We start from the raw sequence: 25,373 nt of genomic DNA on the forward strand, positions 1-25,373 counted from the left end.
ATTCTATGACAGGCCTGAGACCGTCGTGCAACGGGCTATCAAAACGAATCTAGTGTTGTCGTTGTCCCATCAGTAGCAAATAATTCCGCTAGTCGATCGTCTTCTTCGAGAACTTCTTGGGCCAAATCCGGACGAATCGAAAACTCGTATTCATAATACGAACCACCCTTCGGCCCCTTATTCTGCTCATCAACGTCCAAGAATCCTTTTAATGTTAACTGCGACAACCGATCGTGAATTGTTCGATCCGTCCGAACATCCGCATCGATACGCTTTGCAGCCATAACATATCGCTCATATATCCGGTTACGTTTGGACGGCGTCTCACCCTCTTGCTCCAACAATAGTAGCGAGTAGAGAGTCAATTTACTCTGCGTCGGCAACCGAGTTAACTCCTCACGTACTTTATCGCGTTCAACAATCTCATCTGCCTGCCGTACATGTGCTTCGGAAATGACATCAGATTCTTCATCTCGAGCCAGATCTCCAGCCTTATAGAGTCGCTTCAACGCCTGTCGGGCACTCCCCGAGTCTTGTGCAGCGAATGCCGCACATAACGGAATTACATCACCTTCCAAAATGTTAGACTGTAACTCGTAGGTCCCATCGTCAAGCTGCGTAGCCTCAGTATCGTGGAATGCCTCACCTGCTCGCTGTTTCAAGATGTTCCCAAGTTCGTTGGCATCATAGGGTGGGAAATGAATCTCCTCATCAGCGAGACTGTCTTTCACACGGGCCGAAAGGTTGTCGCGGAACGTGAAGTCATTTGAGATGCCAATAACTCCAACCAGTGTTTCCTCAACGTTACCGTTATCATTAGCTCGCGGAAGCTTATACAGAATATTGTCATCGTTCCCAATAGCATCAATCTCATCTAGTACTACAAGGCAATGCGTTGCGTCAAGGGCCTCCAGTTCATCGAACAGCATATTATAAATCATGCCGCTCGGATACCCAGTCGGTTTAATCTGCTCGTCCCGTGGACGGAACTGATTAATGAGGTTTGCAGCCACCTGGTAGCTGCTGTTCAGCGACTTGCAATTCAATTCAACGACGTGTACATCAACGCCATCGATTTGTTGCTGATCCTCAATTAATCGATCAACAACCATCCTGGATGATAGTGTCTTTCCGACCCCTGTTTGTCCATAGAGAAATAAGTTCTTTGGCGGGGCCCCATTAATAACAGGTTTGAGTGCACTCTGGTACTGCTCGAGTTCTGTATCTCGCTCGATGAGGCGGTCGGGTTGGTACCCGTCCCGTAGGACAGATTCATCCCGAAAAATCGTCGAGTCGGGGGAGAACGGTTCAAGACCCATCGTAGATAACAGAAGCACGGTATGTGACAAAAAACCACCGTTTCATGAGAGTCATCTGTTTCATGAGAGGTAGCCACTGCTTCACGGGACGATTAGACCCTTCATCCACCCCCTCCCCCCGATTTTCACGAGAGTTTCCCTTATGAACTAGGGGAGAATGAAAATTAGACTATATCACAGAGAAAGTTTTAATATAGAGAGTTGATAACAATACCCGTATTACACTAGTAGTTGTTCTGTAGTTGTAGAGAATCTAGGAAAAAGCGATAGATATTGTTTCTTGCCCTCTTCCTCTATGGTGACACTCGTGAAAACCGGGGGGAGGGGACTACACTTTCGTAGTTGGATAGGTGGATTAAGAATCACCGCCCAGTGATGCCTCTCGTCGTTATCTGATTTCTCTCCCACGAGAATTGACTGGAACTGTTCAAGCGGATCTAGTCCTCGTCGCTTCCAGGTCGCCAACATCGTTGTTCTCGTCTCGTGAATTAGGACCTCTCTGACGAATGGAGCATCTGAAACATCTTCTGAAGGGGCGTTATCGAGTGATTACAACTCCGCAGATAACCGCTCTGGTTCCTCGTACCGTTCGGCGACGTACTCGGCTTCTCGCAACCGATGAGCCCAACGCCGCGGTATTCAGAATATGGATAATGTTACACCCCGTATTTCATGAGTGTGAAATTGACGTGTTGTCTCCTCACTCTCGTGAAAACTGGGGTGAGGGGAGATGAAAAATCACCAGCTTGTTACCACATACCACACTCTCGTGAAAACCGGGGGGAGGTACTATTCTTCCACGCCCAATTTCTTCTAGTATGATTGTAGCAAAGAGCTTGTAAATCGCTAAATAGGAATCTGATCATTCTTTCACAGGGCGTTGTGGAATACGTTTCATCTTTTGAAACCTTCAATTGAATACCTCCAAACGTACAGGGAACATTGACGTGATCCTCGAAGGGAAAATGTAGCCGTGGTCAGTAGAACCTTATGTAACAACTGCCACTCGATCAATTGTAGTATGTTACATAAGGTTCTACGAACCATCTTCGCGTTCAAGATCTCAAGCACGTTGGGCTTTAATTTGATTTTACTTGATTAGCTCGTCGTCAACAGCCACTGAAATCGTTGCATTAGGAGTCACTACGTTCGTTCTCGACGCTCGTGAATGAAGGAGTCTACCAGCCAATTCACTGGTAGTGACTGTCTGCAGCGGAGAATCAAATAATTGTCCAAATTGTACTCTCTCGAGTGGTCGTTCGCTTACTCACGAGAATCGTGTTTTACCATGCCGTGCAGTTCTATCTGCAATAGGGAGCACTACAGGGTAGGGATATACTGGACATTCCACAAAGTGTAATTTCAAGCGCGAACTTATTTACTTAGGTTATTTTCTTTTGTTCTTGGATCATTCTCTAATTCGTATAATCCAGAGGCCAGCCTTTTCACGTGATTATGTTCTAGAAATCGTTTGAGTTTTTCACTAGCGTATGGGCGACTAATATCTAGTTGATCTGCAACATATTGGGGTGTTACACGCCCTTGAGCAAGCTCATCGAGGATAGCTTCATCTGTTTCATTGAGGTCTTCTGGTCGGAGCGGCACTCTTACGTTTTACTACGGCTGCTCTCTTACAATAATTCTTGTCTTCTTGTAACCATTCTCAAGTTGCATCTATTCGTATCTTACGAATAGTAATATATAAGTGGACGGGGAACAGATAATCATACGAAGTGAGTCCGCGTTAAAAGCGGCCCGGTGGTTGCAACACCGGACCACACTTCGCCGGATTGACGAAGCAATGCAAACTAACTATTGGACCGGAAATGAAACCTCCGGAACGATTGGCGAACAGCTATTGAATGACAGCACACGACGAGAGGTAGGTGCCGATGGCGAGTAACGCTAACTCAGAGTCCGGGTCGGGACAGTCTGAGCAGGATCGAGCGGATTTGGAAGAGCAGATTTACGCGGAACACAATTCGATTCCCAAGCAACTCTGCAAGGAGGTTCTTGAGCGAGACGGACATCGGTGCCAGATCAAGGGCTGTCGCGGACGTGCTCACAATGGATCGGCACAATTGCTCGTTCAGCGGATTGAACAAGAAGACCCCAGTGACAGTGACCCTGATCTCACAGAGTTGGAGACGCGGTGCCTGCGCTGTAGTGTCTGGATCGCACAGATGCCGACGACAGAAGACCTCCGACATCGAATCAAGCAGCGTCTGGGGAGTGTCACGCTCGAGCCCAACCGTGCGGAAATCTTGCAGTACCTCGGTGAGGAGGGGCCTGCGACAACTGGTGAGATCTTAGAAAACGTCAATTTAGGCAGCAACCCGGGTGTTCGTCAGGCATTGTACTCGTTGATGGCGTTGGATGTCGTGGAGCCGGCCGTCGAGCGAATTGTAGTCAAAGACCATGTCGAGGAGACGTACGGGCTGCCGTGGCAAGTCCCGGATGAACATGATGCTCGTGGTGTCATCCCGGTTCGGCCAGCGGAGCTCCGGAATCGGATACTCGACGAGTTGGTGAATCGGCTTTGCCGGCAACTGGAAGACACAGTCGAGGACCATGAGGACGTAATTGCTGGGATCGTCAAGCGGAGTCCCCGACAAGTCGGGCTTATGCGTCGACGGGCGAAAGCATTCCAATTCCCGTTTGAACAGTGGGTGGATCGTGAAGAGTCACGCGAGGACCCAACGGCGATCATTGCAGCAGTGGATGCACTGGCGGATGAGTCGAATAATCCGTCTCGGCAGTTCCTGAGTAGAAACATCGCGGGTGTGTATGAGGCGAATGACAAGCAATCGTCAGCGGAATTGCTGCGAGCGTACGCAAAGAGCGAAGACATTACGCCGTACATCGAGGGGCAGTCGAAGACGCCGGGAAACACTGAGGCACACAATCGTGAGGCAGACACTGTAACTGCTGACGAGGATTCCACATCGGAACCACGGAGTGTGGAGAACTCTTCCCGAAGCGCGGATGGAGAGGCGACGCGGTGGGACTTGCAGACGCTGGAAGACGCGAGTCTCGAGAGTGACGAGAGTGACGTGGAGTTGGGGGAGTTCGATCCTGGGCAGAGTAACTCACGTAGTGACGGTGACAGTGATGCATAGGGATCAGCAGGTGGCGTTCGAGGGGGTCCTGCCGTCGATCACGGCGAGACAGAACCCGTTTGGAGAGAGCAGTTCGTGTTCGGTCGAACCAGTGGTTCTGGAGGCAGCTGAAGAGGATGAGGTTCTGCAGCAGCGGCCAGTGTCGATTCTCTGCTCGGGCTGTGGTGACGTGATCACGCGCTACCGAGATGGCATCCCATCCAGATTGGCACACTTCGAAGAGGAGTGTCAGACCTGCGAGACAGGGCTGCAGCGATGGAGTGCGGTGGCGATAGTGACTTCATTGGAGACGGCACCGAGTGTCGAGCAGTTAGAGTCGGTGACGACGGGCTATTGGGATCGGCATCTGTGGACGGGAATCATGACTGGTGAATCGTATCCTCGAACGGAAGAGTACACAGAAGAGTACACGAAGCAGGCAAAGCAGTTTGGGTGGGAGTGGAAGGTTAGATGTCCGCTGTGTCGGCGATCACTCCCGGAGTTTGGTATTGAGATGTTCGACTACCACCACTGGCATCGTGATCCAGACCAGGGGATTTGTCTGTGCCGTGCGTGTCACAAAGGAATCACAGGTGAGGGACGAGACGGCACACAAGACTGGCGAGCACAGCAGTTGGGGCTGAAGAACAAGCACGACCTGCAACTGACGCGGTTGGCAATTCGTGAGCAGGTGGTCAGCGATCACGAGACACTGGAAGGGTTGGTAGAGACGGTGGTGAGTCGATACAATTCGACGATGAATCGGATGGAGTTGTTCGCACTGCTCTCACAGACGTTGACGACGTCGGTCGTCTTGGATACGGTGGAGGATGAGTGGCTTCTCGCGGCGTTGTCAGTAAGTCAGTAATCCACCACGGCGTCCCTTTGGGATCCCGTTAAGCTGGTTGAAGTCTTGAGGTATACCGACGTTCACCTTTCTGGTGGAATAAGATCTTCAGCATCGAGTTCTCCGGCTAAATATGCCATCCCTTTGTCTGTGATGCAATAATATCCGCGTCGATCATCGACACGTTTGAGCAGGCCCATTTCGGCTAACTTCCCCATCCGGCGCGAAATTGTATCGCGTGACTTCTCGAGTACACTGAGATTTTGGGTGAGGTTAATCCAGACTGGGGTTGGGGCAAGCCAGACGTTGAGTCCTGTGGATTCTAGTTCCTCGAAGAACTCGAGGATCGCATCATCAGTTTCGTTCATCCACGGGACCCGCGGTCGCATACCAGCGAATTCTGGTCATTGGTTGTTAGATGCATCGGTTACTGAGACTTTCAAGCTATTTAATTCAGAAAATCGTTATATGACTCAGATTTAAGTACTTGCGCTATATACTGTATGAATATGAGCGCGGAATCTGGCGGGTTGTGTATCAATTTTCCCACATCGAGGAACGGCTGGGTTTTGAGAGCGTTCTCTGGTGGAGGCGAAATGAGGTGGTTGTAATGGGTGGAGGTGGCCCGGGGTCATCTGGATGGGTGCAGACTTCTCTGGAGGTGTTTGGGGAGGAGGCATCCTCGCCGGGGATTCGCGGGGACGGTGAGCAGGTGGAGACCCAGCAGCAACCGTTATTGTCGAAAGCAACCTTTGACAGGAAGGTTGTTGTCCATGTTGGTGATCTCACACCGTTAGTGTCATACGGTGACCATTCACCGTTCCCGACTGAGCTCGTTCTTGCGCCTGTTGCCTTGCATCGCCGGACAATCAAGCGCCGGTTGGCGGCGGCGGATACTCCTCGAGATACGCTTTCTCTCGTTAGTCCAGATGCTGTTGCTGCGCAGGTGGTCGAGACGGCGACACAGACGCCTCCAGGACTGGTTGATCGTGTGGATCGCATCGCTCTCTTGGAGATGCTGCTGCGAGAGACGCCTGAAGCGACCGACCGGTTACAGATGGTACTTGGACCACACCCAGCAGAGTCAGTCAAACTCGTGGACCAGGCTCGAAACGAGTTGGAGACAATAACAGGGTACCATCCTGATCGCCTCACTGCTCTTCGTGAGTATTGCAATGGGAGGGACAGGCCAGCAGCGACGGATATGCAGGATTTTGTGGCAGGCACAGTCGCAATCGAACGTGCGTTGCGTGTGCGGACAGACCGTGTCACATCAACAGGAGCGCTGCTCCGTTGGGCATGTCGAAGATTGGTTTCGCAGGATGGGGAACCGTGGGATGCGGAGTATGCGTCGATTGAGCGGGTCTGGGTCTGCGGCATAAGTACGTTGTCGGCGTCGCTAGTGGACTTTCTGGTGAGTCTGCTCGTGACGACTGATGTTGAGGTACATTTGTTTCTGCGGCGGGCGTCGGCCCCGGTGGTGCAAGAACGACTTTTGGATTTGTTCGCAATCGAGACGCCGGGATTGGAGGTGTTTGATATTCGATGACTGAGAGCGTTCTGTCCCGTTCGATTGCTGGTTTCTGTCCTGAATCGGAGGTTCCGATAGTCGAAGTTCCAGCGTCGACGCCGGCGATGGAAGCACGGATTGCACTGTCGATGGTCGCGGAATTACGAGAGCGTGGAGTTCCGATTCGTGATATTCTGGTTGTTAGTCGTGATTTAGACGGCTATGAGGATTTGCTTGTCCGGGCAGCGATTCGACACGATATTGCACCGACGATCTGGACGCAGTTACGCCTCGTCGAAACACTGCCGTATCGGATGTGTAAGACGCTCTGCGATATCTTCGCAGCGGACCAGGTTACGTTCGAGACGGTAGTGATGCCTCTTGCATTTGGATGGGTTCCACCTGAACCGTTAGATGAGTGGCCATTGGATATGAGTCCTGTTCGGGAGATGTCTCATCAGGCGCCGACTGATGCGGTGTCGATCGAGGGTTGGCAGACGCGCGTTTCAGAGCAGTCGTGGGGGAACGATCAGTTACTGTCGTACTTGGAGTGGGTGATGGCGTGTCCTGAGAGGCCGTCACCGGAACAGTCGACTGACATCCTTGGTGGGGTACTGCAGCGGTATCGTGAGTATGTACTCCCGATTCGCAAGGAGCGTGACGGGCCGGCGTTACTGGAGACGGAGCGAGCGGTGCGAGCTGTCACGCGGATGGATGATCTTATCGAGCGGGTTGCACGGACGTACGGCCAGCGACTGGAGTTGGATTGGAGCGAGCAGTCGTGGGATCGGATCGCTGGACTCTGTGAGTCGTATGCAACGCAGCGACCTGGCCGTCGGGAACACGCCAACGCACGGGCTCTGGACATCATTGAAGCGAACGATGCTTGGGGACGAGAGGTCCCGTACGTCATCGCCGTGGGATTGTCGGCTGGTGTCTGGCCGCAACAGCAGGAGTCACTCGTCCCAGTCTCTCTTCAGGACTCTGTGCGCAGGGGAGAAGAGGGGTTAGATCAGGTTGCACCCCGGCTCGGATGGAGCGGGATCAAGGATTACGATCAGTTCGCGGATACGGTGGCGGCTGCGACGAAGGGTGTTGTGTTGACTCGACACACAACGGGAAGCGACGGCGGTGATCGGAGACGGTCGCCGCTATTGGAGTCGGTTCCGGTTGAACGAGTGAGCCGCTCTTCGGCGGTTGGTCTTCTCGAGGTCGAGCGGCGGATCCCTGAGGAACTGGAATCATTCTTACCGAACGCGGACTCTTCGGAGGGGGAGGTTGAAGGGTGATGAGTCATGAGTAATCAGGAGTCCTCGTCGACAGACGACGACCACTCGGATTCGACTGCGGAGACATCGGACCCGCCTCGACTGAAGGGAGCACAACGGCTGATTGCGGAGGCGTACTTCGATACCAATTCTGGGTTATTCGTGTTGAACTGCGTTCCCGGTGCGGGAAAGTCGTTCGTCAGAAGTGATCTCGCAGCCAAGGAGTTGCTCAAGCGGTGGGTTGCAGGCGATCCGACACCGGAACGACGGCTGTGTGTGGTGACATTTTCTCGGGACGAGGCGTCGACGATCCGCTCGGATATCACGAGTCGTCTGGAGGCGCTTGTTACACACGATATGACGCCAGCTGGGGCTGAAACGACCGACGAGGAACTGACTGCGCTCCTCCATCGCGTTCGACAGGCACCGTATATCGGCACGATCGACAGCGTAATTCGGACGCTTCTGAGTGAGATTCTCAGTGACGTAGGATTCAGGGAAATGCCGACGACCGGCAACGATGCGCATCTGGAGCAGCTTCATAGAGCCTGTTTCGATGCAGTCGGGTCAGATCCGGCGTATTCGTCGGCAGTGGACCGATTGACCGAGGCCTACCCGACAAGAGAGTACGACGCCGGTGTGGCGGAGTTGCTGCGGTCAGCATTGCGGTATTGCCGGTCGCATCGACTGTCTCACGATGAGTTCCGGGAACGGTTATTGGATACGATCGATGCAGTGTACGCTGAGGGTGAGACGACATCGATTGAGGACATTGGGGCTTCGCTTGCGCGGTGTGTGTCAGCGTCTGCAGCGGAGGAGGCGATTGAGTCGCTGTCGGAGGAGGACTGTCGTTCGCTTGTGGCAGCAGATCAGGAACTTCGGGAATCGTGGGTGGCACGAATCGAGGACTTCTGTACGGTTTTGTCGGGGTATCGTGAGACGTACGACTCCCTGAGTCGGGAGCGTGGTGTCCTTTCACATCTCGATTGTGCGTATCTGGTGGCCGAATTCTTCGATCCAGATGTCGTTGCAGGGAAAACCCCTCAATACAGCACGGCATCTCGGGGACAGAAGCAGGATAGTGCTGGCAGCCAGAGCCGAACTGATACGTTTACGCGTGAGGACGAACAGACGGAGCAACGAGAGAGCCGTAACTCAGGAGATATGACGGAAGACAGCGCGGTGGTGCCCCGTCAGGATACGGGCGACAATCCTGACATGGCGCGTCGTCGGAAGCGAGTGTTGGCCCGTCACCGTGATCGAATCGACTGTTGGCTGGTTGATGAGGCCCAGGATCTCTCGGCTCTCCAGCACGATGCGTTAGCCCCGTTGGTCAGGTCGGATGCACGAGTTTTCGCTGCGGGAGATATCCGTCAGAGTATCTATGGCTGGCGGGATGCACATCCTGAGCTGTTCGCCGCTGCCATCGAAGAGGGGAAATATTTTGAAAATGACTGGCAGACACATGTAGTGGAGACGGCAACCCGGACGTACCGGTGCCGACCGGCGATTGCCCGAGCAATCAATGCAATCGCGGAGCCAGTCCTGACTGATCCGGAGCAGGGGAACCTCGGCGAGCTTGAAATGGAGTATCCACGGCTGGAGGCAGTGCGTGAATCAACCGATGAGCCAGGTATCCACATTGCAGCGTTCAATCGACAGGGAATTCCGGGAAGTGACCAGTACGTACGTCCCTCAGGTCGGAAAGGTGAAGCTGGGCTGCTGGCGACGTATCTGGCTGGTGGCTTGGCGGATGGAACACTTACCCCTACCAGTCAGACGGAGGATTCCTCTGATGACTCTCATAGATCAGAGAGGAATTGTAATCCGCCGATTACAGTTCTCTTTCGGCGGTGCCGACACATGGAGACGTATGCAGAAGCGTTCCGAGCTGAAGGACTGTCGGTTCTCAATGCCAGCACTCCTTTATTCGAGTCGCCGGCTGTGTGTGCGGTGGTCGATGTGATGGAGTGGCTGATCGATCCACTGGAACCAGCGCGTACCGAGAGACTCATGTCTGCCACTAGTCTCGATGTTGGAGAACTAGAGACCGCGTGTGCCTCACACCAGTGGGAATTGGATGCAGTGCTTGCAGAGAGGAGTGAAGAGTTGTCAGAACGGGAGGAGGAGGTCCTTCGGGCTCTTACAGAGCTTCGAACACAGGTCAACATCCAGTATCCACAGACAGCACGAAATCTGGCCGCGGACGTGATCGAGACGCTGGCATTGCGCAGTGATAGATATGACCTCGTCAGCGAGGAATCGCCGGCATCACGTGTTGCAAACCTGGATGCGTTCGAAGAGTGGCTCGTTTCGCTGGATAGTGGTGATGGGATGTCTACGTCACGTGCTGTCGAGTTAGTTGAGCCGGTTCGAAACGAGCCGCGGAAGGGCCCGCCCCAGCCTGTCACTGAGGATGGTGAGGCGGATGTCGTCTTCAAAACAATCCATCAGATGAAAGGCGATGAGGCTGACGTAATTGCATTGGCTGATGTGGGGTTCAGGTTGTGGGCACCAGGTACGTCCAACCAACGATTCATCAACTCCGGCGACGTGGTAGGACTTGCACCGCCAGAGCTCGACCACGATTTGTCTCTTACTTCTCGCCCACTCTCGGTGTTCTCGAATGGTCTGTATACTCCAGGTGGAGATTCCGGTGCAGATTCAGACACTGGGCATCACACTGGTGGACGGTCGGGCCTGGTACGTGACGTTGGCTTGCGGTGGGCGACCGAGCAGTGGTATTCTCCAGAGACAGCAGAGAGTCCCGATCAGCTGCTTGGTCACGACCAGCTTCAGCGCGTCGCACGTTCACACCGTGCTGAAGCATGGCGATTGCTGTACGTGGCGTTGACACGTGCTCGAGACCATCTGGTCATTCCATTGCCACGGACGAGCCCTGCGGGTATTTCAGAGCGCGACCGATGGGTGGATGCGATCCGAAACGGACTCGGATTTAGCGGTTCACCCCGTGCAGGGCAATACCTCGTTGACACACGTGGTGAGGAAACACCGTTGACGGTTTCGGTAAACGATGTGTCGCTGCAGGCTGGGGGCCGTCAGAACGGTGTAGGGAAGTCACCCGTTGAATTGAGAGCAGCTGGTGGTGACGACCGTTTCGCGGGAAGTAGTCGAGTCACACAGGAAACACTGCCAGCTTTCATTCCACGGCTCATTCGTCCGAGTACGCTCGCGCCGCTGGCTACCTCTCCCGAAGAATGGATGCTTGCGCATCTTCAGAATACGGAATTGCACACAGAGATGGACACAGACAGAGTGGGTTTCGAAGCGCCGTTCGAAGTAGGAGATCTTGAGCCGGAAGTACTCGGGACTATCGCTCACAGTTTCATGCGACTGATGATCCATCGAGTGAGGTCTCGACAAACAGATGGAGAGGGAGCTGTAGAAGAGATTCTAGCGCTTCGCCCGCTTGCATCGGCGGCCGTTGAGAGACACTGTGGCCACCTCACGGAATCGACTCGCGGAGAGATTGTGGCGTTCCTCACTTCGCATGTCGGTTCCCAATTACGGGATACAGAGTGCTGGCGGCGTATCAAGGAATCTGAGGCGGTCTATCTGGAGAAATCATTAACAGGCTTAATCCGCATTGACGGCGTTGAGTTCGAGTTTGACGGTTCAGGCGACCTTGTCCTCAAACAGAAGGACGGGACTTGGGAGATCGTCGATCTGAAGCTGCAACTTCAGGATCCACATTCGGAGACGAAGGAACGGTACAGAATTCAGGTGGGAGCGTATACATCGCTGCTTGCGTCCCAAGTGGATGGAGATATCTCAGGTCGGGTGAAGATGGTTGGGGTGGAGTGTGAGTCACTGCTGGTTGACGGTGATGAATTCAAAATCGAACAAGAGTTAGCGGCACTGTATGAAAGACTAAAATCCGGTCAGCAATTCTCGGATTGAGTCTGAATGCTTCATTTGAGAGTGCCACAGCAACATTCATACAACATCCGTCCATCCGCCTTTAGCTAAGAGCCCAATCACAAGACAGCGGCGTAATAAACTTAGATGCAGATTTGCGTGAGTCGGGAGCTATTTTGCTGTCTGAACGGCTATTGCACCGGCCCAGCGATCTGCCAGAGCAGCCTTTACACGGCTCGTCCGGCTTAGCAGTAGCCCGCCGCCCACCAATTTACTATATCTTGACATGTTTTCCCGCGACTTGGCACGCAGCCCACTGAAGAACAAGCACGACCTGCTACTGACGCGGTTGGCAATTCGTGAGCAGGTGGTCAGCGATCACGAGACACTGGAAGGGTTGGTAGAGACAGTGGTGAGTCGATACAATTCGACGATGAATCGGATAGAGTTGTTCGCTCTGCTCTCCCAGACGTTGACGACGTCGGTCGTCTTGGATACAGTGGAGGATGAGTGGCTTCTCGCGGCGTTGTCGGTGTAAGTCGGTAATTCACGACGGCGTCCCTTTGGAATCCCACTTGCCTCTATCGAGGAGGAGCACCTGCGAGAGCGCAATGTATTCTCCTCTGAGCCTGCTCCAGTGACAGTACCCCGTGCAGATGCAGTCGATGCCGAGACAGATGTCCCACTGACCATCGCAGACGAGAAACCGGACAGCGACGAATCTGAGGCCACTGAGCGACCTGTCTCAGAGTCGGTCACCAACGAGTACGCATACGAGTTCCAAGACATCCGCAAAGCCATCCACAACGGTTTCGAGATTCGAGACTGGCTCACCGATACCGTTGGCTTCGACAGTGCGGATGTCTTTTACAGTGGCCAGGGAGTCCACATCTATGCGAAGTCGGATGACCCTTACCTCACGCTGACTCATCAGTCCCGGAAATACATTGGTCGATACATCAACGAGCGACTCGGCTTTCCGATTGACGATGAAGTCACCTGGGACCGGTCACGAGTTATCCGGCTTCCATACAGTTTGCACACAGAGGTCAACAGAATTGTCACGCCTATCACGAGTCGTGACTTTGACTTCATCAAAGAGGCAGCACTTCCGCAATCAGTGCGCACCAACGACGGTGATATCCAATGGTAACGAAAGACCCTACGAAAAGCGTGGTCCGTGCATGGCAGGTTGCAATCAATCCGCGCAACCATTCGAAACTGAATCGGCGGCTCCTGCTTGAGCGGGGCGCACAGTACTATAGCACGAACGGGGAGGCAAACGAGAAAGCGATGATCAACGACGTGGCGGAGTTCACTGCCTGTGCCTTCCAAGAGCCAGAACTGGATGAAATGCTTGCGGGTGAGTCCGACCCTGAAGATGCAACGGACATTGACCTCACAAATCCAGACCCCGGTCGGCTCATGCTGCTCATGACATTCGGTTCAGTGCTGGTCCAGCGACACCCGAAGATACAGAAGGACAGCCGCGACTGCATCATCCACGAGCGGCTGCACGAATACTATCTCAATAATGTGTACCGGGCGGCCCGTACCTCAGAGCATGGTGACGAGATATACACAGCTCTGGGGACAGTCGTCTACGAGCGAGATAAGGAAGATGAGTACGGCCCACCAGCTGGTGAGCCAGTCGAAGGAATTGACACACTCGAACCACTGGGAGATGCAAAATTCTTCAAGGTGCCATTGGCTCACGCGAACCGGCATTGCGAAGCCCGGAAAGACAACAAGCCAGGTGGCGACATCCAATCCATCATCAGAGGGAAGTACGTCTACGTTCCCCTCTCGGATCACGTCAAAAAGTACCGGGACGCATTCTTCGGGCGGAGTGGTGTGGCGCGGTGTCTAGAAGAAATCGTCTACGACAATATTCCGGAAGACAAACTGGACACCTACCGTGATGCGCTCACGGGAATCAACAACAAAATCACGGAGTGGATTGAGTACGGCGAAGCAGACAAAGTATTCAAAGCCCACCGGTACCCGCCGAAGTTGAAAGCGATCCTGCTAGCGATAGACCACGTAGACTCAGAAGTGGCTGCATTTGGTGAGCCGCTGACCAGCAAACAGATTGCACGAGCGACGAGTATCTTCCACGGGGCGACTGACATTGACTGGGTGAAGAAGACACTCGAAGGGTTGACCTCTCCCCAAGGAGTTGGGATGGTACTCGTTGATCTGGCGAACGATAGCGACGTAGACAATGTGGAGGTGGACACTCACGTTGACCCGAACGAATATCTGATTGAGTACCACAAGTCGAACGCGAAGGTTGTCGAGGTGACTGAGCTTGAAGACCTACTGGAACTCCCGTGTATGCAAAACATTCACGAGATGGCTATGTCGGACTCAGCACCACGGCGGTGGTACCTGTTCAGTATGGTCCGTATCATCCTGGAATTGGAGACAGACTTCAGCGTTGAAGACATCAAAGAGTGGTTCTCGCAGTACCCCTGGTATCGAGAGAAAATAACAGACTATCAAGTCCGGTACGAGAAGAAGCAAGATATTGAAGGTGAGTCACCCCTGCCGGTTGGCTGTAACAACGACAATCGCAACTTCGAAGATGTGTGTATCGGACGAGAAAATTGTGACTACTCGATCTACCAAAGTCTGAATTTCAGCGACGATGTGTACAACCGACTGAGCGAGGACGACGACGGGTACGGTCGGCGGTAGTTTTTCGGGTTGGTGTGGAGGTTCCAAGCGGAGTTTTGGAGCGGGTTCTGAGGAGGTGCTCATAGAGGCAGCCAACTCACTCAACAACCAGCAATAATTGCTTGTATAGGCGGAGAATAGCCCCAATAATGGCATATTATCATAGGTAATTGCTATAATCGCAATACACAGTACAGTTCAATAATAGCGATGATTGCGTATACGTTAGAATCACACCACACAAAGCAGTTCAATAATAGCGACGGTTGCGTATACGAATTTTTGATTACCACAGGACATTTTTCTTTCTGTTTGAAATACATTACCCATGTTAATCAATATAATCGCAGTACTCAGTACAGTTCAATAATAACGACGATTGCGTATACTCTATAATCGCAGTACTCAGTACAGTTCAATAATAGCGATGATTACGTATACGGTTTTTTGATTACTACAGGGCATTTTTCTTTCTGTTTGAAATACATTACCCATGTTAATCAATATAATCACGGTACACAACGTAGTTCAATAATAACGACGGTTGCGTATACGATAGAACCACCATACACAATATGGTTCAATAATAACGACGATTGCGTATACGATTTTTTGATTACTGTAGAGCATTTTTTATTCTGTCTGAAGTACATTACTCCAGTTAATCAATATAATCGCAGTACATGGCATGGTTCAATAATAGCGACGATTGCGTATACGGAAGAATCGCAGTACATGGCATGGTTCAATAATAGCGACGATTGCGTATACGATTCAAAAAATGGTTCATAGTAATATAATCTTCCTGTCTGTTTGGTGCTGAAACTATATCTCACATAATCGCCTGACACAAAGCGGTTCAATAATAGCGACGATTGCGTATACGGCAGAATCGCAGCACATAGAGCGGTTCAATAATAGCGATGATTGCGTATACGATTTTCACATAATCAGACCGTCAGAAACGGCGATTTGAGAATCTGTGGGCCTGTTTTAGAACGCGTTATAGGCTGGCCCAAGCAATCTAAGGTCGTGAGAGGGGTATATGGGGCAGTTATTTGGCCGATTTTCGTACCATCACACCCCCCACCTGAGTTGGCATTTAGCCATATTTCAGAATCACTTTCTCAAACAATCTATTTACAAAGTAACAGGTTCGTTCAAACGCCAGCTGGGGCTGGGGGGTGTGGGACTGTTCAGGCGGCACAGTCCGGGGGCCTCTGAGGGGGTCTCCGCGGCTGCTCTATCGGTGTGGTGCGCGGACACTGCGGGGCCAGATGATGCATATGCGCCACGTATGCATCACTGACCGCCTACACACTCGTGTTTTCTTCGCACATGAGACGCGTTGATCCGCTGTTGTTCTCATGCACCAACGGGTCCCTGACTAGCGACTGTCCGACTCTGTATCCATCGTCGCGTTCCTGTCCGAGTGTGTTGTGTCCGCTTACGAGAGGGACGGTCCTCGACCCAACGTCCGTTGGGTCTGTGGGTCCCCCCTCTCGAACTGGCCGCCACGGGCGGCCAGGTCGATAGAGCGTGGCCGGGGAGTGAGGTGTGGGGTAGGATGGGAGTGGAAAGGGAGTGGGAGTCGTGTGTGACGCTAATCAATGAGCATGTAGCGCGGGGATCAGCCCGGCGCTTAGGATGGTTCACACCCGTTCTTCTGAGGGTGTGGCAGTATCGTACGTCTGTGACGTTCGTTCTTTGACTGCTCTGTTTTTGTTCACCTCACCACTTTTCTCACAGTATTTTGAGAAGGTGATGGGGATAGTAGTGGAGCGTCTTTGGAGGCTTCTTGCTCTATTTTCTTCGGTAGCAGAAGGGTTGTGTTGTCCTTGGTTGACTCGTCTTTTACGGTAGCAGAAGAAGTCTATTGTTGTCTTCTTACTCGTCCACGGACTCTACATCGTCACTGTCGCTGTTGTTGTTCCTGTTGCCAACTTTCTTTGGCTCCTCGTCCAGGTCGACGATGACACACTCACGTTCCTCATCCCAGTCGGGATAATAGCGCATGCTCAGCTCATCATCGAACTGGTCCTTGATGCTGAACTGTCGCACTAGCTCTCTGATTGCCATCTCAGAGACGCTGTTCTTATCCTCCAGATCAATCTCTTTGATCTTTACTCCAGGGCGCTCCGCTCTCAGCTTGTTGGTCTCTTCCTCCGTGAGCGTCTTCAGATAGAGCTCGTTCTCGCTCTCGTTGTAGAGGATAGTATAGGCGTAGTAGCCCCTGAGGTGACGCTGGGAGAGGTGGGAGTTAGGGGATATCCTCTCGCCCTTTGGACTGAATCTAACGTAGCTTGAGCCTTTGAGTCCAAGGGACACGTCATCATCGAAGCCACTGAGAACGTCCTCGTCTTCGTTGTCTTCACGATCTTCTGCTGTCTCTTCGCTCCCTGACTCGTTGTCCACTGGTGTCTCTTCGCTCCCTGACTCGTTGTCCACTGGCGTCTCTTCGCTCCGTGTTTCATCGGATTCGCTGAGTTCTTCCATCTCTTGATCGTCCAATTCTTCTTGTTCTACGTCTTCTGATTCACTCATGCGATCTCTCCACTGCTACATTCATCGGCAACTCTCAAAATATTTCTAGTGTCTCTCACGACAATCTCCCCTGATGCATAGCATCATCGCCCTCGTCGCTATCGGGACACTCAACGATTGGTCTCTTGGGCGAGGTGACTATTTCTCCGGAGCATTCGGAAAACGACACGAATCGTGGACAGACACCAGAACCCATTATCGTGCGTTACTCGCGCGTACATCTTCCTCACGCTTCAGTCGACTCCGAATGGCTATTTCGACTCTGTTGGTCGTGCTGTGGTATTTCTCACACTCATCGGCGCTCTCACGACACGCCCCTTCCATCACACGCGGAGAGCCTCTTGTTGTGTTGCAGTGACGACCTTGAAAGCCCTCAACGGGTTCGCGGTCGCTGAGTGGCATATCTGCTCGGTCAACCGCCCGCACTCGCAGATAGCGGCCACTCAGGCGACTCTCCGATGGCGCGAACCCGTCTCGCCCTTTCAGTCCACCAGGTGTTCATTGCCCAGCTTCGCTGTTACTGCCGTACTCCAACTGTCACGCACACGCTTCTCTATCATCACTCTCGACTACTACAACAGTCGACCTCCGTCGTGTCGGTCTCTCCATCACAGCATCGTCATCGTCGTCGTTATCTCCATCGGCGTCCTCCCTCTGGGTCGGTCGTCCGCCTCTCTTGACGCACAGCATCAGCATCACACCACGTCCTTACGATTTTCAGCTCGCATCTCCGTGACTCGTCGTCGGCGTCCTCCCTCGAGGTCGGTCGTCCGTCACTCTTCCTCACAGAACCGCTTGTCGTCCTCCTCCTCGGGGTCGTCGGCCTCGATATCGCACAGCACCGCTGATCGTCTCTCTCCTCGCGGTCGTTCGACTCGCTACTGCACAACACCGCTGGTCGGCCTCCTCCACGCGGTCGTTGGCCTCTCACCGCTCAGCATCAGAATCACGCCGCATTTCTCCGATTTCCAGATCGCATCCTACCACTCGCCGTTGGCGAGCTTTCGCAAACGAACACGATCCGCGCATCCCTCGCGCGCTGTGCGCGCCAGATGAACTGGCGCTGGTCCGCCTTCGGCGCAACTTCATCATCACATACCCAACTGCACCCACACATGAGGAGCAGCAAGCTGCGCCGGGGTCGCCTCCGGGCGGTCCACCCCGAGCACTGCACGAGAGCCACCGGTTCCGACCGCGCTTATCAATCGAGGCTCTCCGGTGCTGTCCTCCGAGCCTCTGTGGGGTGAACCGTCTGTGGTGCTGTCCTCGACGGATGCTTATGCGGGCGGCCTGCGGTGCTGTGCTCGTTGCCCTGGTGCTCGCTTGCCTGCGGGCGTGTCCTCGACGGCGCTCGGGGCTCTGGCGCTCCAAGCCCGGTCGGTTTCCACATTGCGCTCGCCGAGCGCTCATTTTCTGTAGCGGTCCACCCGATGACACGGACCTCCTTCCATTCGGTCGCTCCTGCACTCCTCGCTGCGGTGCTGTCCTCGCTCCGGGGTTACCACGACATTCCTTGCTCTGTTGAACCCCGGTTCCCTCTGCGAATTTGATCGCTGATTTCAGGGGATTTGGACGCCTTCTGGCGATATGGGTAGATTACGGAACCTCACAGAGAGCATTCACGAACTCGCTACGGAACACGTTGAGGACGTTGCGACGGCCCTCCCGCGTGCCGGGCTTTCACCCGTCTGTCGCCTTTCCTACGACACTCGGATGCTTGTTGCTAACCGCAAATAGGATTGCCCCCGCCCCCCTATTGTTGAGTCTGTCACGGTTGTCACGTGAGTCATGCTATTCACGTTACTCATGGGTAGCTCAAATCGGTATTTCTGAGACATCGACTGATGTGAAGAAATCACTCAGCGAATAGCTCTTTCACAATGGGTGGGGCCTTGGAAAAACGGCTTCTCTGTGAGTGCGAGCGGATACCCACCTAGACGCTTATCGGCGAAGAAGATTCAGGATGTCGTGGACGATCTCTACTGAAGCATATTGCTGTAGAGATCGAAGCAGAGTTTCAACGGAGGCTACACGCGGGCGCACGCGATGACGGGAACAGGAAGACGTTCCGTGTCGTCGGCGTCCGCAACCGGTCGCACGCCCCGCTTCTGGTTTACAAATTGGGTGGGTTTCTCGGATACTCTCCGCCACTGCTGTTAGAGCGACTGATCGAAGAGGCACAGAAGATTCACCAGCAACGAACAATCTTCCGTGATGACGAGAGACGGAGTCTCTCGAACCACTTGACCTCGAGGCGATTCACTGGGTAGAGACGTCGTGATGACGTTCGATGACCTCAGCAAACCCGACATTCTCTTGCACTTGTTGAAGACGGACGGTCACTCGGTCACCGATGTCTGTCTCCGGGACGATCAGGACATAGCCGCGTTCGACTTTCGCAATCCCATCGCCTTGGTCACCGAGGCTTTCAATCTCAACCTCACGTGTCTCTCCCTCCGACACAGGTAGGTCGTGTGTTCGTTCACCGTGCTGGCGAGCAGACGTGGGGTCAGCTGACTCGCCCGGTGACGGTTCACTGGTTGCTGGGGGAGCATCGGCTATGGAAGACAAAAGCGCCACCCGGTATATTTCTCCACGCTGGATGTTCCCGCGTTCGACCTCGCGCTTCGGCACTTCAATCGTATATGTGTCGTCCTCCTCAGTCATAGTGGCCGAATACAAACACAGTAAGTCGTTGGAGATATGCATGACTGATTCCAGCGTTGCCATGGCTGATGAATAGATGTTCCGCTCTGATCAGCGTCTGTTCCTCATCTACTGGGCAGGGACTGTCATAGAACGGGTCGCACATCACTTCCTGCCAGTCTTTATGAGTAATGAAGCACTCAAGGTCATCCTCAAAACTGTGCTAGATGTCACCAACAACTCTCTACTCATGAGCGATTTTCAAAAACTACCCCGAAAGTGGGGCAATTGATGACGGGGTAGGGGGTGTCCTCATGTTGGCAAGCGAGGACGCCTAGACATCCATTCGCATATTATTTATAATTTAATACTAGGTAATCGTCTTTAGCTAACGCTCCAATCGGAAGACAGCGGCGTAATAGATCCAGATTCAGATTCCGGACGGGCGAAACCCATCTTGCCGTCTGATATGAACAGCTGTTACACCGATTCAGTACTCTGCCAGAGCAGCCTTCACACGGCTTGTCCAGCGTAGCTAAAGACGAATGCACCCGGCTTCTAAGTCACGCAGTTGAGCGCACGTCACCGCGAAATCGCCCACCTACTCTCTACCAACAATCGCTTACCCAAGAGAAGTAGTACTAACTACTCGAAGAGTTCGTCACCGCGTTCTTTCACCCGCCGAGTTCGTTCTTCACTGTAGGATTCGTGGGTCGTCTCGATACTCTTGTGCCGGAGAGCGTCCTGGGCGAGCTCTGCCTGTTCTTGGTAGAGCGTGTCGCCAAGCCCACGACGTGCGCCGTGGGGTTTGAGTGGCTTGGCAAACTCGTACTGTGAGTCTGCGCAAAGACGTTTCACAATTCGGCGGACGCCGTCGGTACCGAGTGACGGAGGACACAGCTCGTGTTCTCGAAGATCAGCCCAGACGGTGTCTGGTGATGTCTCGACATCGGTCGGTAGTTCTCCATAGAGTGTGGGGAGATGCATTGTCGGCAGCACGGGCCAGTCATCGCCCACGGGATTGAGCAGTTGCCTCCAGCGCCGGAGTGGTTCAATCGCTGGTTCGAACAGGGGTGCTTCCTCCCACTCGCGGCTTTTCCCGTACACGGATATGATGCCGTCGTCGAGATTCAGATCTCTCCAGCGGAGGCCATTGCGTTTCTCATCGTCGTTGACGGCAGCAATCTCTGCACCGCGGCACCCGCTGTAAGCCAGCAGATAGACGAGCGCGCGGTCACGGTAGGCTTGCCGACGGGCCTGTTCATCGGGATTGTCGAGTGCAACGTCGACGAGCTGGTCTGTGGTTGCACAGATAGCCTCCCGTTCTCGGTCACTCCAGAACTGGCGGTCTGGGTCGGTCGAGACTTCGGGAAGTGGTTCGGTGGCTGTCTCTGTTCTGGCTGGGTTGCGGTCGAGGTACTGATCGCGGACAGCCCATCCAAGCCAGGCAGCGACGTAGTCGTAGTACTGCGTGACGGTGCTGCCAGCGTTGATATTCGACTTTTCGTTATCCATGCACTCTCGCAGTGCACGGGCAAACTGGCGAAGGTCTTGACTGGTGATCTCTTCGACTCTGTTCACATCATGTTCTCGTCGCAGCCACTCAGCACAGAGTCGTAGCACGTGTGCGTTGTTGCGCTTGTACTTTCCCGAATCGAGATCGGCGAGTCGGTCCTGGATCGCCTTTTCGAGACCGTCATTTCGGGGAGGAGCGTCGATCTGAGCGAGATGGACCATTCGTGTTTCTCTGAAGGCTGTATCGTACTAATAACCACTCGCTTCTCAAAGTACGAGTGGTCGAAGGTTGTGGAGCGTCGTCGAGACTATTATTTCGACACTCACTGGAAATCGTTGGCCGTGACCGTCTCGAGATATTCGACGCTTGCATACCGAAATTCGATACGGTCGTTGAAGCCATGTCGAGGGAGAAGTGTCTCTGCTGCTTTTCCCGCTGGCTTGTCTGTGGTCAAGAGAACGACGTGGTCTGCTTCTCGGGTGTCGAGTAGTTGGGCAGCAAGCCCAACTAGCGCGGTATCGGCTTTCTCGATCAGATCTTCGTCACGATTGGTCTCGTTGGCGATAAATCGGCGTGTCTGGTCCATTACTGTCGAAATGAGTGGATTCGTGTAATCGAGTTCGTTGGCGACGACGATCCAGCCTTCTTTGAGCCCTTCGGGATACGGAATGTTTCCTGATGGATACTCGTCTGCTGCTGGGTTGCCTCCAAGTTCTTCGTAGATTCGCTGTGGGATCTGCAACGAGGCGTCTGCCTGTTGGAGTGCGCGACGAAGCCGCTGAAACTTGTCGTTGTCTGGACCGCCACACCGGATGAAGACACCGGTATCAGCGATATACCCGGTCGTCATGCAGTTGTGTCGGCGTACTCAGTAGCGATTGGTTCCAGTGCTTGGAGGATGATCTCGGCTTCAAGCGGCGAGAGGTCGAGTTCCCGGGCCGCAATCCGATGGTTGACTGTGCCATCAACGTACTCGTAGGCGTAGTTGAGGGCGACAGCGAGTCCGTCGAGGCCATGGCGCTCGATGTAGACGTCGATATCTTCGTCCTCATCTCGGCGAGCAACGGCGGCAATGAGGGCTGGTGTGATTGTCTGGGTTTCACCATTGGTAGAGAGGGTGAGTGCAATCGACTCAGCATCGTACTTGTAGGGGCGCTGCTCAGTGGTTTTTTCTACTAGGCCAACTCTTTCGAGGTTCTGTACGTAGTCGTAGGCGGTCCCCTGTGGAATCTCAAGGTCGTCAATGATCTCGGACACAGTGACGGGGCCGTGTTGCAAGACGTGGGCGTACAGACGAGCGAGTACCGGCGTTTCGAGGAGGTCAGCGACCGTTTGGAGTTGCTGAATCGGTGGTTGACCCGACCGAGAGGGTGAATGCGCCATCTGACTTATGGATTATAGATAATTCGTAATAAGGCTTCTGGCGTTGACGTGGACGTTGAAATAACAGCGGCAGCTTCTGAGAAACATCCTTGACTCCTGCTCTTCCCGGGGAGTAGCGTCGAGCTGAGCGAGATGGACCATTCGTGCTTCCCCGAGGGCAGGCTGATACTCATAACCACTTTGTCTTACTATTCTAAGCACGTGTGGCTACACACACCGCATTTCCCGAGAAAACCGCAAGACTGCAGTCGGATTAGACAATCATATATCACATGACGATATATCTTCTTACCGCAAATTCTGACCTTATAAAAGCAACAGAAATATCTCAGAACGACGGTGGAGCTGTGAATTAATGAAGAGGCACAGGCCGCGAAACGGTTAACGGGAGGCGTAAGAAAGCCAGAGACGTGACTGACAATCTCGCCTATCCCTCTGTCGAGCTCATCCTCGATCTCCACGAACAGATCGTGGCAGAAGGCGACACCACAGAACCAGGAGTTCGGTCAGAGGACGCGATTGCCTCCGCATTGCAGTATATCGCGGAGAGGTTCTTCGGGGAGGTGCCCGAGACGATTCATAATAAAGCGGTTCACCTGATGCGGCTTCTCGTTGCAGAGCATCCGTTCGTCGACGGGAACAAGCGAACAGCACTCCGAACAGTCGTCGTTTTCTACATGATGAACGGGTACATATTCGACTACGGCGATGAAATTCGGGCTCTCTTACACCGATTTGCAACCGACGAAGCCGCGGTCGACACAGAGACCGCAGTCATCTATTTCCGAGCGTGTGCTCGTCGCAACTCATAAAGGGTCACACAGAGTATATTCACCAGAACAATGGCGTCCAGCCCCGATTCCTCGACGGCGGTCGATGATGACGTCCGCCAGCTCTACGAGCGGTATCAGGCGGCGGAGAGCGACGAAGAGCGTCGGGAGATTGCCCTCCAGATGGGGAAACTCGACGGACGCCGGCACGCGGAAATTTACGCGGCACTTGAAGACGAGTGAGCCGTCCTGTTTTGGAAGGTATCATCGCCAGTCATCTCAGGAGTCCGACCAACGATCTTACGCACGCCCATGATTGACAGATCCAGGATGTCATAGAATGAGTCTCGGCTTGAATATGAGCTCCCCACCGATCACTACAGATGGGCTACTGGTCGTCGAGTAGTTCGTAGAAGGTCCTCGGTTCGACAATACCGATGCCACGGAATGAGTCCAACGAGAGCAAATGTCCATCGCCAGAAACGAGATAGTCAACATCGCCAGCGACTGCTGCTTCGAGGAACTTGTCGTCGTCCGGGTCATCTTCAACGGCTGTGATGTCCTCCTGTGGGGCAACAAACTCGGCAAAATAGCGAAGCGTTTCGACTTCTTCTTGCACTTCGTCTTCGTCCATGTGGAAGCGTTCTGGATACTTGAGAAGCGTTTCACGGAACTCAGTGAGTGTCTCTACGGAGACAACGATCTGGTACTCATGCTCGAGCCCCCTGACAAGTAGCTTGTGCGGGACGCCGGTCGCAATAACGCCCGAAATGAGAACGTTCGTATCCAGGACTGCCTTCATTCATTATCGCCCCGTGCCTCGTGGACGAGTCGGGACACGTCCTCAGGAGAGACATCAACTGTGTCTGCGCGCTCTTTGACTCGCTGCTGAAATTCTTCGACCGACGGAAGATCGACTTTCTTCAACACGAGTCCGTAGTCTGTCGGCACGACCATGAGTTTCGTTCCCTGCTCCAGCCCAAACTGCTCTCGGAGGCTGCTCGGAATCGTGATTTGCCCTTTCGAAGTAACTGTGGTCACCTCGGGTTCATCGGATGCCATACTCTGTAAGATTTCCTTACGAACGTTCTTGAATCTACCGGCCAATGCACAGCTCGACTGACCGGGTGAGACTGATTCTATGACACGCTGTCGGATCAGTCCATCTCGCTTTCTCAAATACCCACCATTTCCGCTGAAGAATCGACAGACAGCAGATCGTTCAATACTCGAAATGGGGTTGATGAAACAGAGGTTGGTCGCTGACGCACTGCTGAAGCACGCTACGCATTCAGTTCCTCACGAGCGGTCTCGTCGCCAGCGTATACCCACTCACCGTGACCAGCCTTCTCAACGCCCGGGACATCGTCGAAATCTCGCTGGACCGACTGCCACAGCGAGTTCGCGTCGGTATACTCCTCGCTGTGGCGCTCATACACGTACTCACGCAGGTCAGCGGTCTGTGCCCTCTCTACCTCCCGCAACCGCTCGAAGGCCGTCAGCATCGCCGTCTGCCCGGTCTCAGTCCGTGGTCGCTGATCGGCAAGATATGCTTTGATCTCGGCAAGAAACTCATCTGGTTCGGTGTCCGACGTGTCATCTTCCATCGAGACATCAAGATCACGGTGGTCAGCGGATGTTTCCGCGAGCTCGTCGCCAACCGCTTCTTCCCGGGTCTGTTCGAGCGCATCAACGCGCTGTTCGAGATCCTCTAATCGACTGAGTACATCACCAGTCTGCACCAGGTCGGTGTCGATCTCTCGGGCAGTCGCAACCGCATCCCGAATCACCTTCGCCTTGGAGACACCACGCTCCGCCGCCCGAGACTCCACCCACCCTGCCAGTTCATCGTCAAACGAGATTGAATACCGCTGCATCAGTGTTCACCAGCCTGCTGTTCACCGCTCTGGTGTA

The 25,373-nt window shown here is 53.6% G+C and carries 22 protein-coding genes and 1 pseudogene; 12 read left to right on the top strand and 11 right to left on the bottom strand.

The features are described from left to right. Positions 1–38: 38 nt before the first annotated feature. Together OSC37_RS18570 and OSC37_RS19080 are read right to left on the bottom strand one after the other, a co-directional pair. Positions 39–1,319 (bottom strand): Cdc6/Cdc18 family protein, encoded by a 1,281-nt coding sequence (locus OSC37_RS18570; RefSeq protein ID WP_267164492.1) that lies wholly within the window; start codon positions 1,317–1,319, stop codon positions 39–41. A 1,374-nt stretch (positions 1,320–2,693) separates the two neighbouring features. Beyond that, positions 2,694–2,924: a winged helix-turn-helix transcriptional regulator gene (locus OSC37_RS19080; RefSeq protein ID WP_368409611.1), complete on the bottom strand. Its 231-nt coding sequence runs from the start codon at positions 2,922–2,924 to the stop codon at positions 2,694–2,696. Positions 2,925–3,502: 578 nt separating this feature from the next. Between OSC37_RS19080 and OSC37_RS18580 the strand changes: the two genes are divergently transcribed. Both OSC37_RS18580 and OSC37_RS18585 read left to right on the top strand, forming a co-directional pair. Then, a complete protein-coding gene (locus tag OSC37_RS18580; protein WP_267164493.1) occupies positions 3,503–4,438 on the top strand; it encodes a hypothetical protein in 936 nt (311 codons plus the stop codon). Further along, positions 4,431–5,285, top strand: a complete 855-nt coding sequence (locus OSC37_RS18585; protein WP_267164494.1) for a hypothetical protein — start codon at positions 4,431–4,433, stop codon at positions 5,283–5,285. The genes OSC37_RS18580 and OSC37_RS18585 overlap by 8 nt, the downstream gene beginning before the upstream one ends. Before the next feature lie 62 nt (positions 5,286–5,347). Here the strand turns inward: OSC37_RS18585 and OSC37_RS18590 are convergent, their stop codons facing one another. Next, the gene (locus tag OSC37_RS18590; RefSeq protein ID WP_497007722.1) at positions 5,348–5,653 is read right to left on the bottom strand and encodes a winged helix-turn-helix domain-containing protein; all 306 of its coding nucleotides are present in this window, start codon (positions 5,651–5,653) and stop codon (positions 5,348–5,350) included. 221 nt (positions 5,654–5,874) lie between these two features. Here OSC37_RS18590 and OSC37_RS19230 point away from each other — a divergent pair, with 221 nt between their 5' ends. From OSC37_RS19230 to OSC37_RS18615, 6 genes are all read left to right on the top strand, one after another. Then, positions 5,875–6,813 carry a hypothetical protein gene (locus OSC37_RS19230; protein ID WP_497007723.1) on the top strand — a complete coding sequence of 313 codons (939 nt, stop codon included), beginning with the start codon at positions 5,875–5,877 and terminating at the stop codon, positions 6,811–6,813. Next, entirely contained in the window at positions 6,810–8,063 is a 1,254-nt protein-coding gene (locus tag OSC37_RS18595) for a PD-(D/E)XK nuclease family protein (RefSeq protein WP_267164496.1), read from the top strand. Before OSC37_RS19230 ends, OSC37_RS18595 begins: the two co-directional genes overlap by 4 nt. Positions 8,064–8,069: 6 nt before the next feature. Further along, positions 8,070–11,963 carry a UvrD-helicase domain-containing protein gene (locus OSC37_RS18600; RefSeq protein ID WP_267164497.1) on the top strand — a complete coding sequence of 1,298 codons (3,894 nt, stop codon included), beginning with the start codon at positions 8,070–8,072 and terminating at the stop codon, positions 11,961–11,963. 259 nt (positions 11,964–12,222) lie between these two features. Continuing rightward, entirely contained in the window at positions 12,223–12,459 is a 237-nt protein-coding gene (locus tag OSC37_RS18605; RefSeq protein WP_267164498.1) for a hypothetical protein, read from the top strand. Between the two features lie 99 nt (positions 12,460–12,558). After that, positions 12,559–13,074 carry a bifunctional DNA primase/polymerase gene (locus tag OSC37_RS18610; protein WP_267164499.1) on the top strand — a complete coding sequence of 172 codons (516 nt, stop codon included), beginning with the start codon at positions 12,559–12,561 and terminating at the stop codon, positions 13,072–13,074. Then, entirely contained in the window at positions 13,068–14,621 is a 1,554-nt protein-coding gene (locus OSC37_RS18615; RefSeq protein WP_267164500.1) for a primase-associated protein, read from the top strand. The genes OSC37_RS18610 and OSC37_RS18615 overlap by 7 nt, the downstream gene beginning before the upstream one ends. A 1,866-nt stretch (positions 14,622–16,487) precedes the next feature. Here OSC37_RS18615 and OSC37_RS18620 read toward each other — a convergent pair. Then, entirely contained in the window at positions 16,488–17,144 is a 657-nt protein-coding gene (locus OSC37_RS18620; RefSeq protein ID WP_267164501.1) for a hypothetical protein, read from the bottom strand. A gap of 1,587 nt (positions 17,145–18,731) precedes the next feature. On the opposite strand from OSC37_RS18620, the gene OSC37_RS18625 reads away from it, so the two are divergent. Together OSC37_RS18625 and OSC37_RS18630 are read left to right on the top strand one after the other, a co-directional pair. Then, on the top strand, positions 18,732–18,881 hold the full coding sequence (locus tag OSC37_RS18625) for a hypothetical protein (protein WP_267164417.1): 150 nt from the start codon (positions 18,732–18,734) through the stop codon (positions 18,879–18,881). Positions 18,882–19,234: 353 nt separating this feature from the next. Next, positions 19,235–19,414, top strand: a pseudogene (locus tag OSC37_RS18630) (hypothetical protein); the annotation flags it as partial. Here the strand turns inward: OSC37_RS18630 and OSC37_RS18635 are convergent. The 4 genes from OSC37_RS18635 to OSC37_RS18650 all read right to left on the bottom strand — a co-directional run bounded on the left by OSC37_RS18635 (position 19,404) and on the right by OSC37_RS18650 (position 22,689). Continuing rightward, complete coding sequence (locus tag OSC37_RS18635) at positions 19,404–19,853, bottom strand: TRAM domain-containing protein (RefSeq protein WP_267164504.1); 450 nt, start codon at positions 19,851–19,853, stop codon at positions 19,404–19,406. The pseudogene OSC37_RS18630 and the gene OSC37_RS18635 overlap by 11 nt on opposite strands. A 582-nt stretch (positions 19,854–20,435) precedes the next feature. Next, positions 20,436–21,527, bottom strand: a complete 1,092-nt coding sequence (locus tag OSC37_RS18640) for a tyrosine-type recombinase/integrase (RefSeq protein WP_267164426.1) — start codon at positions 21,525–21,527, stop codon at positions 20,436–20,438. 101 nt (positions 21,528–21,628) lie between these two features. After that, entirely contained in the window at positions 21,629–22,156 is a 528-nt protein-coding gene (locus OSC37_RS18645) for a PIN domain-containing protein (RefSeq protein WP_267164427.1), read from the bottom strand. After that, on the bottom strand, positions 22,153–22,689 hold the full coding sequence (locus tag OSC37_RS18650; RefSeq protein WP_267164428.1) for a DUF7437 domain-containing protein: 537 nt from the start codon (positions 22,687–22,689) through the stop codon (positions 22,153–22,155). Before OSC37_RS18650 ends, OSC37_RS18645 begins: the two co-directional genes overlap by 4 nt. 410 nt (positions 22,690–23,099) lie before the next feature. Between OSC37_RS18650 and OSC37_RS18655 the strand changes: the two genes are divergently transcribed. Both OSC37_RS18655 and OSC37_RS18660 read left to right on the top strand, forming a co-directional pair. Further along, positions 23,100–23,501 (top strand): type II toxin-antitoxin system death-on-curing family toxin, encoded by a 402-nt coding sequence (locus OSC37_RS18655; RefSeq protein ID WP_267164429.1) that lies wholly within the window; start codon positions 23,100–23,102, stop codon positions 23,499–23,501. A 30-nt stretch (positions 23,502–23,531) separates the two neighbouring features. Continuing rightward, complete coding sequence (locus OSC37_RS18660; protein WP_267164430.1) at positions 23,532–23,702, top strand: hypothetical protein; 171 nt, start codon at positions 23,532–23,534, stop codon at positions 23,700–23,702. A gap of 145 nt (positions 23,703–23,847) precedes the next feature. On the opposite strand, the gene OSC37_RS18665 is transcribed toward OSC37_RS18660, so the two are convergent. From OSC37_RS18665 to OSC37_RS18675, 3 genes are all read right to left on the bottom strand, one after another. Continuing rightward, on the bottom strand, positions 23,848–24,261 hold the full coding sequence (locus OSC37_RS18665) for a putative toxin-antitoxin system toxin component, PIN family (RefSeq protein ID WP_267164431.1): 414 nt from the start codon (positions 24,259–24,261) through the stop codon (positions 23,848–23,850). Continuing rightward, positions 24,258–24,521 (bottom strand): AbrB/MazE/SpoVT family DNA-binding domain-containing protein, encoded by a 264-nt coding sequence (locus OSC37_RS18670; protein WP_267164432.1) that lies wholly within the window; start codon positions 24,519–24,521, stop codon positions 24,258–24,260. The genes OSC37_RS18665 and OSC37_RS18670 overlap by 4 nt, the downstream gene beginning before the upstream one ends. Before the next feature lie 221 nt (positions 24,522–24,742). Continuing rightward, positions 24,743–25,336: a hypothetical protein gene (locus tag OSC37_RS18675; protein ID WP_267164433.1), complete on the bottom strand. Its 594-nt coding sequence runs from the start codon at positions 25,334–25,336 to the stop codon at positions 24,743–24,745. Positions 25,337–25,373 lie beyond the last annotated feature (37 nt).

This window comes from Halovenus salina (assembly GCF_026410925.1).
GTDB classification, from domain to species: Archaea; Halobacteriota; Halobacteria; order Halobacteriales; family Haloarculaceae; genus Halovenus; species Halovenus salina.

Bases quoted from the DNA above. Each gene is read 5' to 3' on its own strand.
- OSC37_RS18675 (WP_267164433.1), bottom strand. From the start codon at position 25,336: ATGCAGCGGTATTCAATCTCGTTTGACGATGAACTGGCAGGGTGGGTG.
- OSC37_RS18595 (WP_267164496.1), top strand. From the start codon at position 6,810: ATGACTGAGAGCGTTCTGTCCCGTTCGATTGCTGGTTTCTGTCCTGAA.
- OSC37_RS18640 (WP_267164426.1), bottom strand. From the start codon at position 21,527: ATGGTCCATCTCGCTCAGATCGACGCTCCTCCCCGAAATGACGGTCTC.
- OSC37_RS18670 (WP_267164432.1), bottom strand. From the start codon at position 24,521: ATGGCATCCGATGAACCCGAGGTGACCACAGTTACTTCGAAAGGGCAA.
- OSC37_RS18635 (WP_267164504.1), bottom strand. From the start codon at position 19,853: ATGCATATCTCCAACGACTTACTGTGTTTGTATTCGGCCACTATGACT.
- OSC37_RS18580 (WP_267164493.1), top strand. From the start codon at position 3,503: ATGCCGACGACAGAAGACCTCCGACATCGAATCAAGCAGCGTCTGGGG.
- OSC37_RS18645 (WP_267164427.1), bottom strand. From the start codon at position 22,156: ATGACGACCGGGTATATCGCTGATACCGGTGTCTTCATCCGGTGTGGC.
- OSC37_RS18665 (WP_267164431.1), bottom strand. From the start codon at position 24,261: ATGAAGGCAGTCCTGGATACGAACGTTCTCATTTCGGGCGTTATTGCG.
- OSC37_RS18620 (WP_267164501.1), bottom strand. From the start codon at position 17,144: ATGAGTGAATCAGAAGACGTAGAACAAGAAGAATTGGACGATCAAGAG.
- OSC37_RS18650 (WP_267164428.1), bottom strand. From the start codon at position 22,689: ATGGCGCATTCACCCTCTCGGTCGGGTCAACCACCGATTCAGCAACTC.
- OSC37_RS18600 (WP_267164497.1), top strand. From the start codon at position 8,070: ATGAGTAATCAGGAGTCCTCGTCGACAGACGACGACCACTCGGATTCG.
- OSC37_RS18615 (WP_267164500.1), top strand. From the start codon at position 13,068: ATGGTAACGAAAGACCCTACGAAAAGCGTGGTCCGTGCATGGCAGGTT.
- OSC37_RS19230 (WP_497007723.1), top strand. From the start codon at position 5,875: ATGGGTGGAGGTGGCCCGGGGTCATCTGGATGGGTGCAGACTTCTCTG.
- OSC37_RS18570 (WP_267164492.1), bottom strand. From the start codon at position 1,319: ATGGGTCTTGAACCGTTCTCCCCCGACTCGACGATTTTTCGGGATGAA.
- OSC37_RS18590 (WP_497007722.1), bottom strand. From the start codon at position 5,653: ATGCGACCGCGGGTCCCGTGGATGAACGAAACTGATGATGCGATCCTC.
- OSC37_RS18585 (WP_267164494.1), top strand. From the start codon at position 4,431: ATGCATAGGGATCAGCAGGTGGCGTTCGAGGGGGTCCTGCCGTCGATC.
- OSC37_RS18625 (WP_267164417.1), top strand. From the start codon at position 18,732: ATGGGTAGATTACGGAACCTCACAGAGAGCATTCACGAACTCGCTACG.
- OSC37_RS18660 (WP_267164430.1), top strand. From the start codon at position 23,532: ATGGCGTCCAGCCCCGATTCCTCGACGGCGGTCGATGATGACGTCCGC.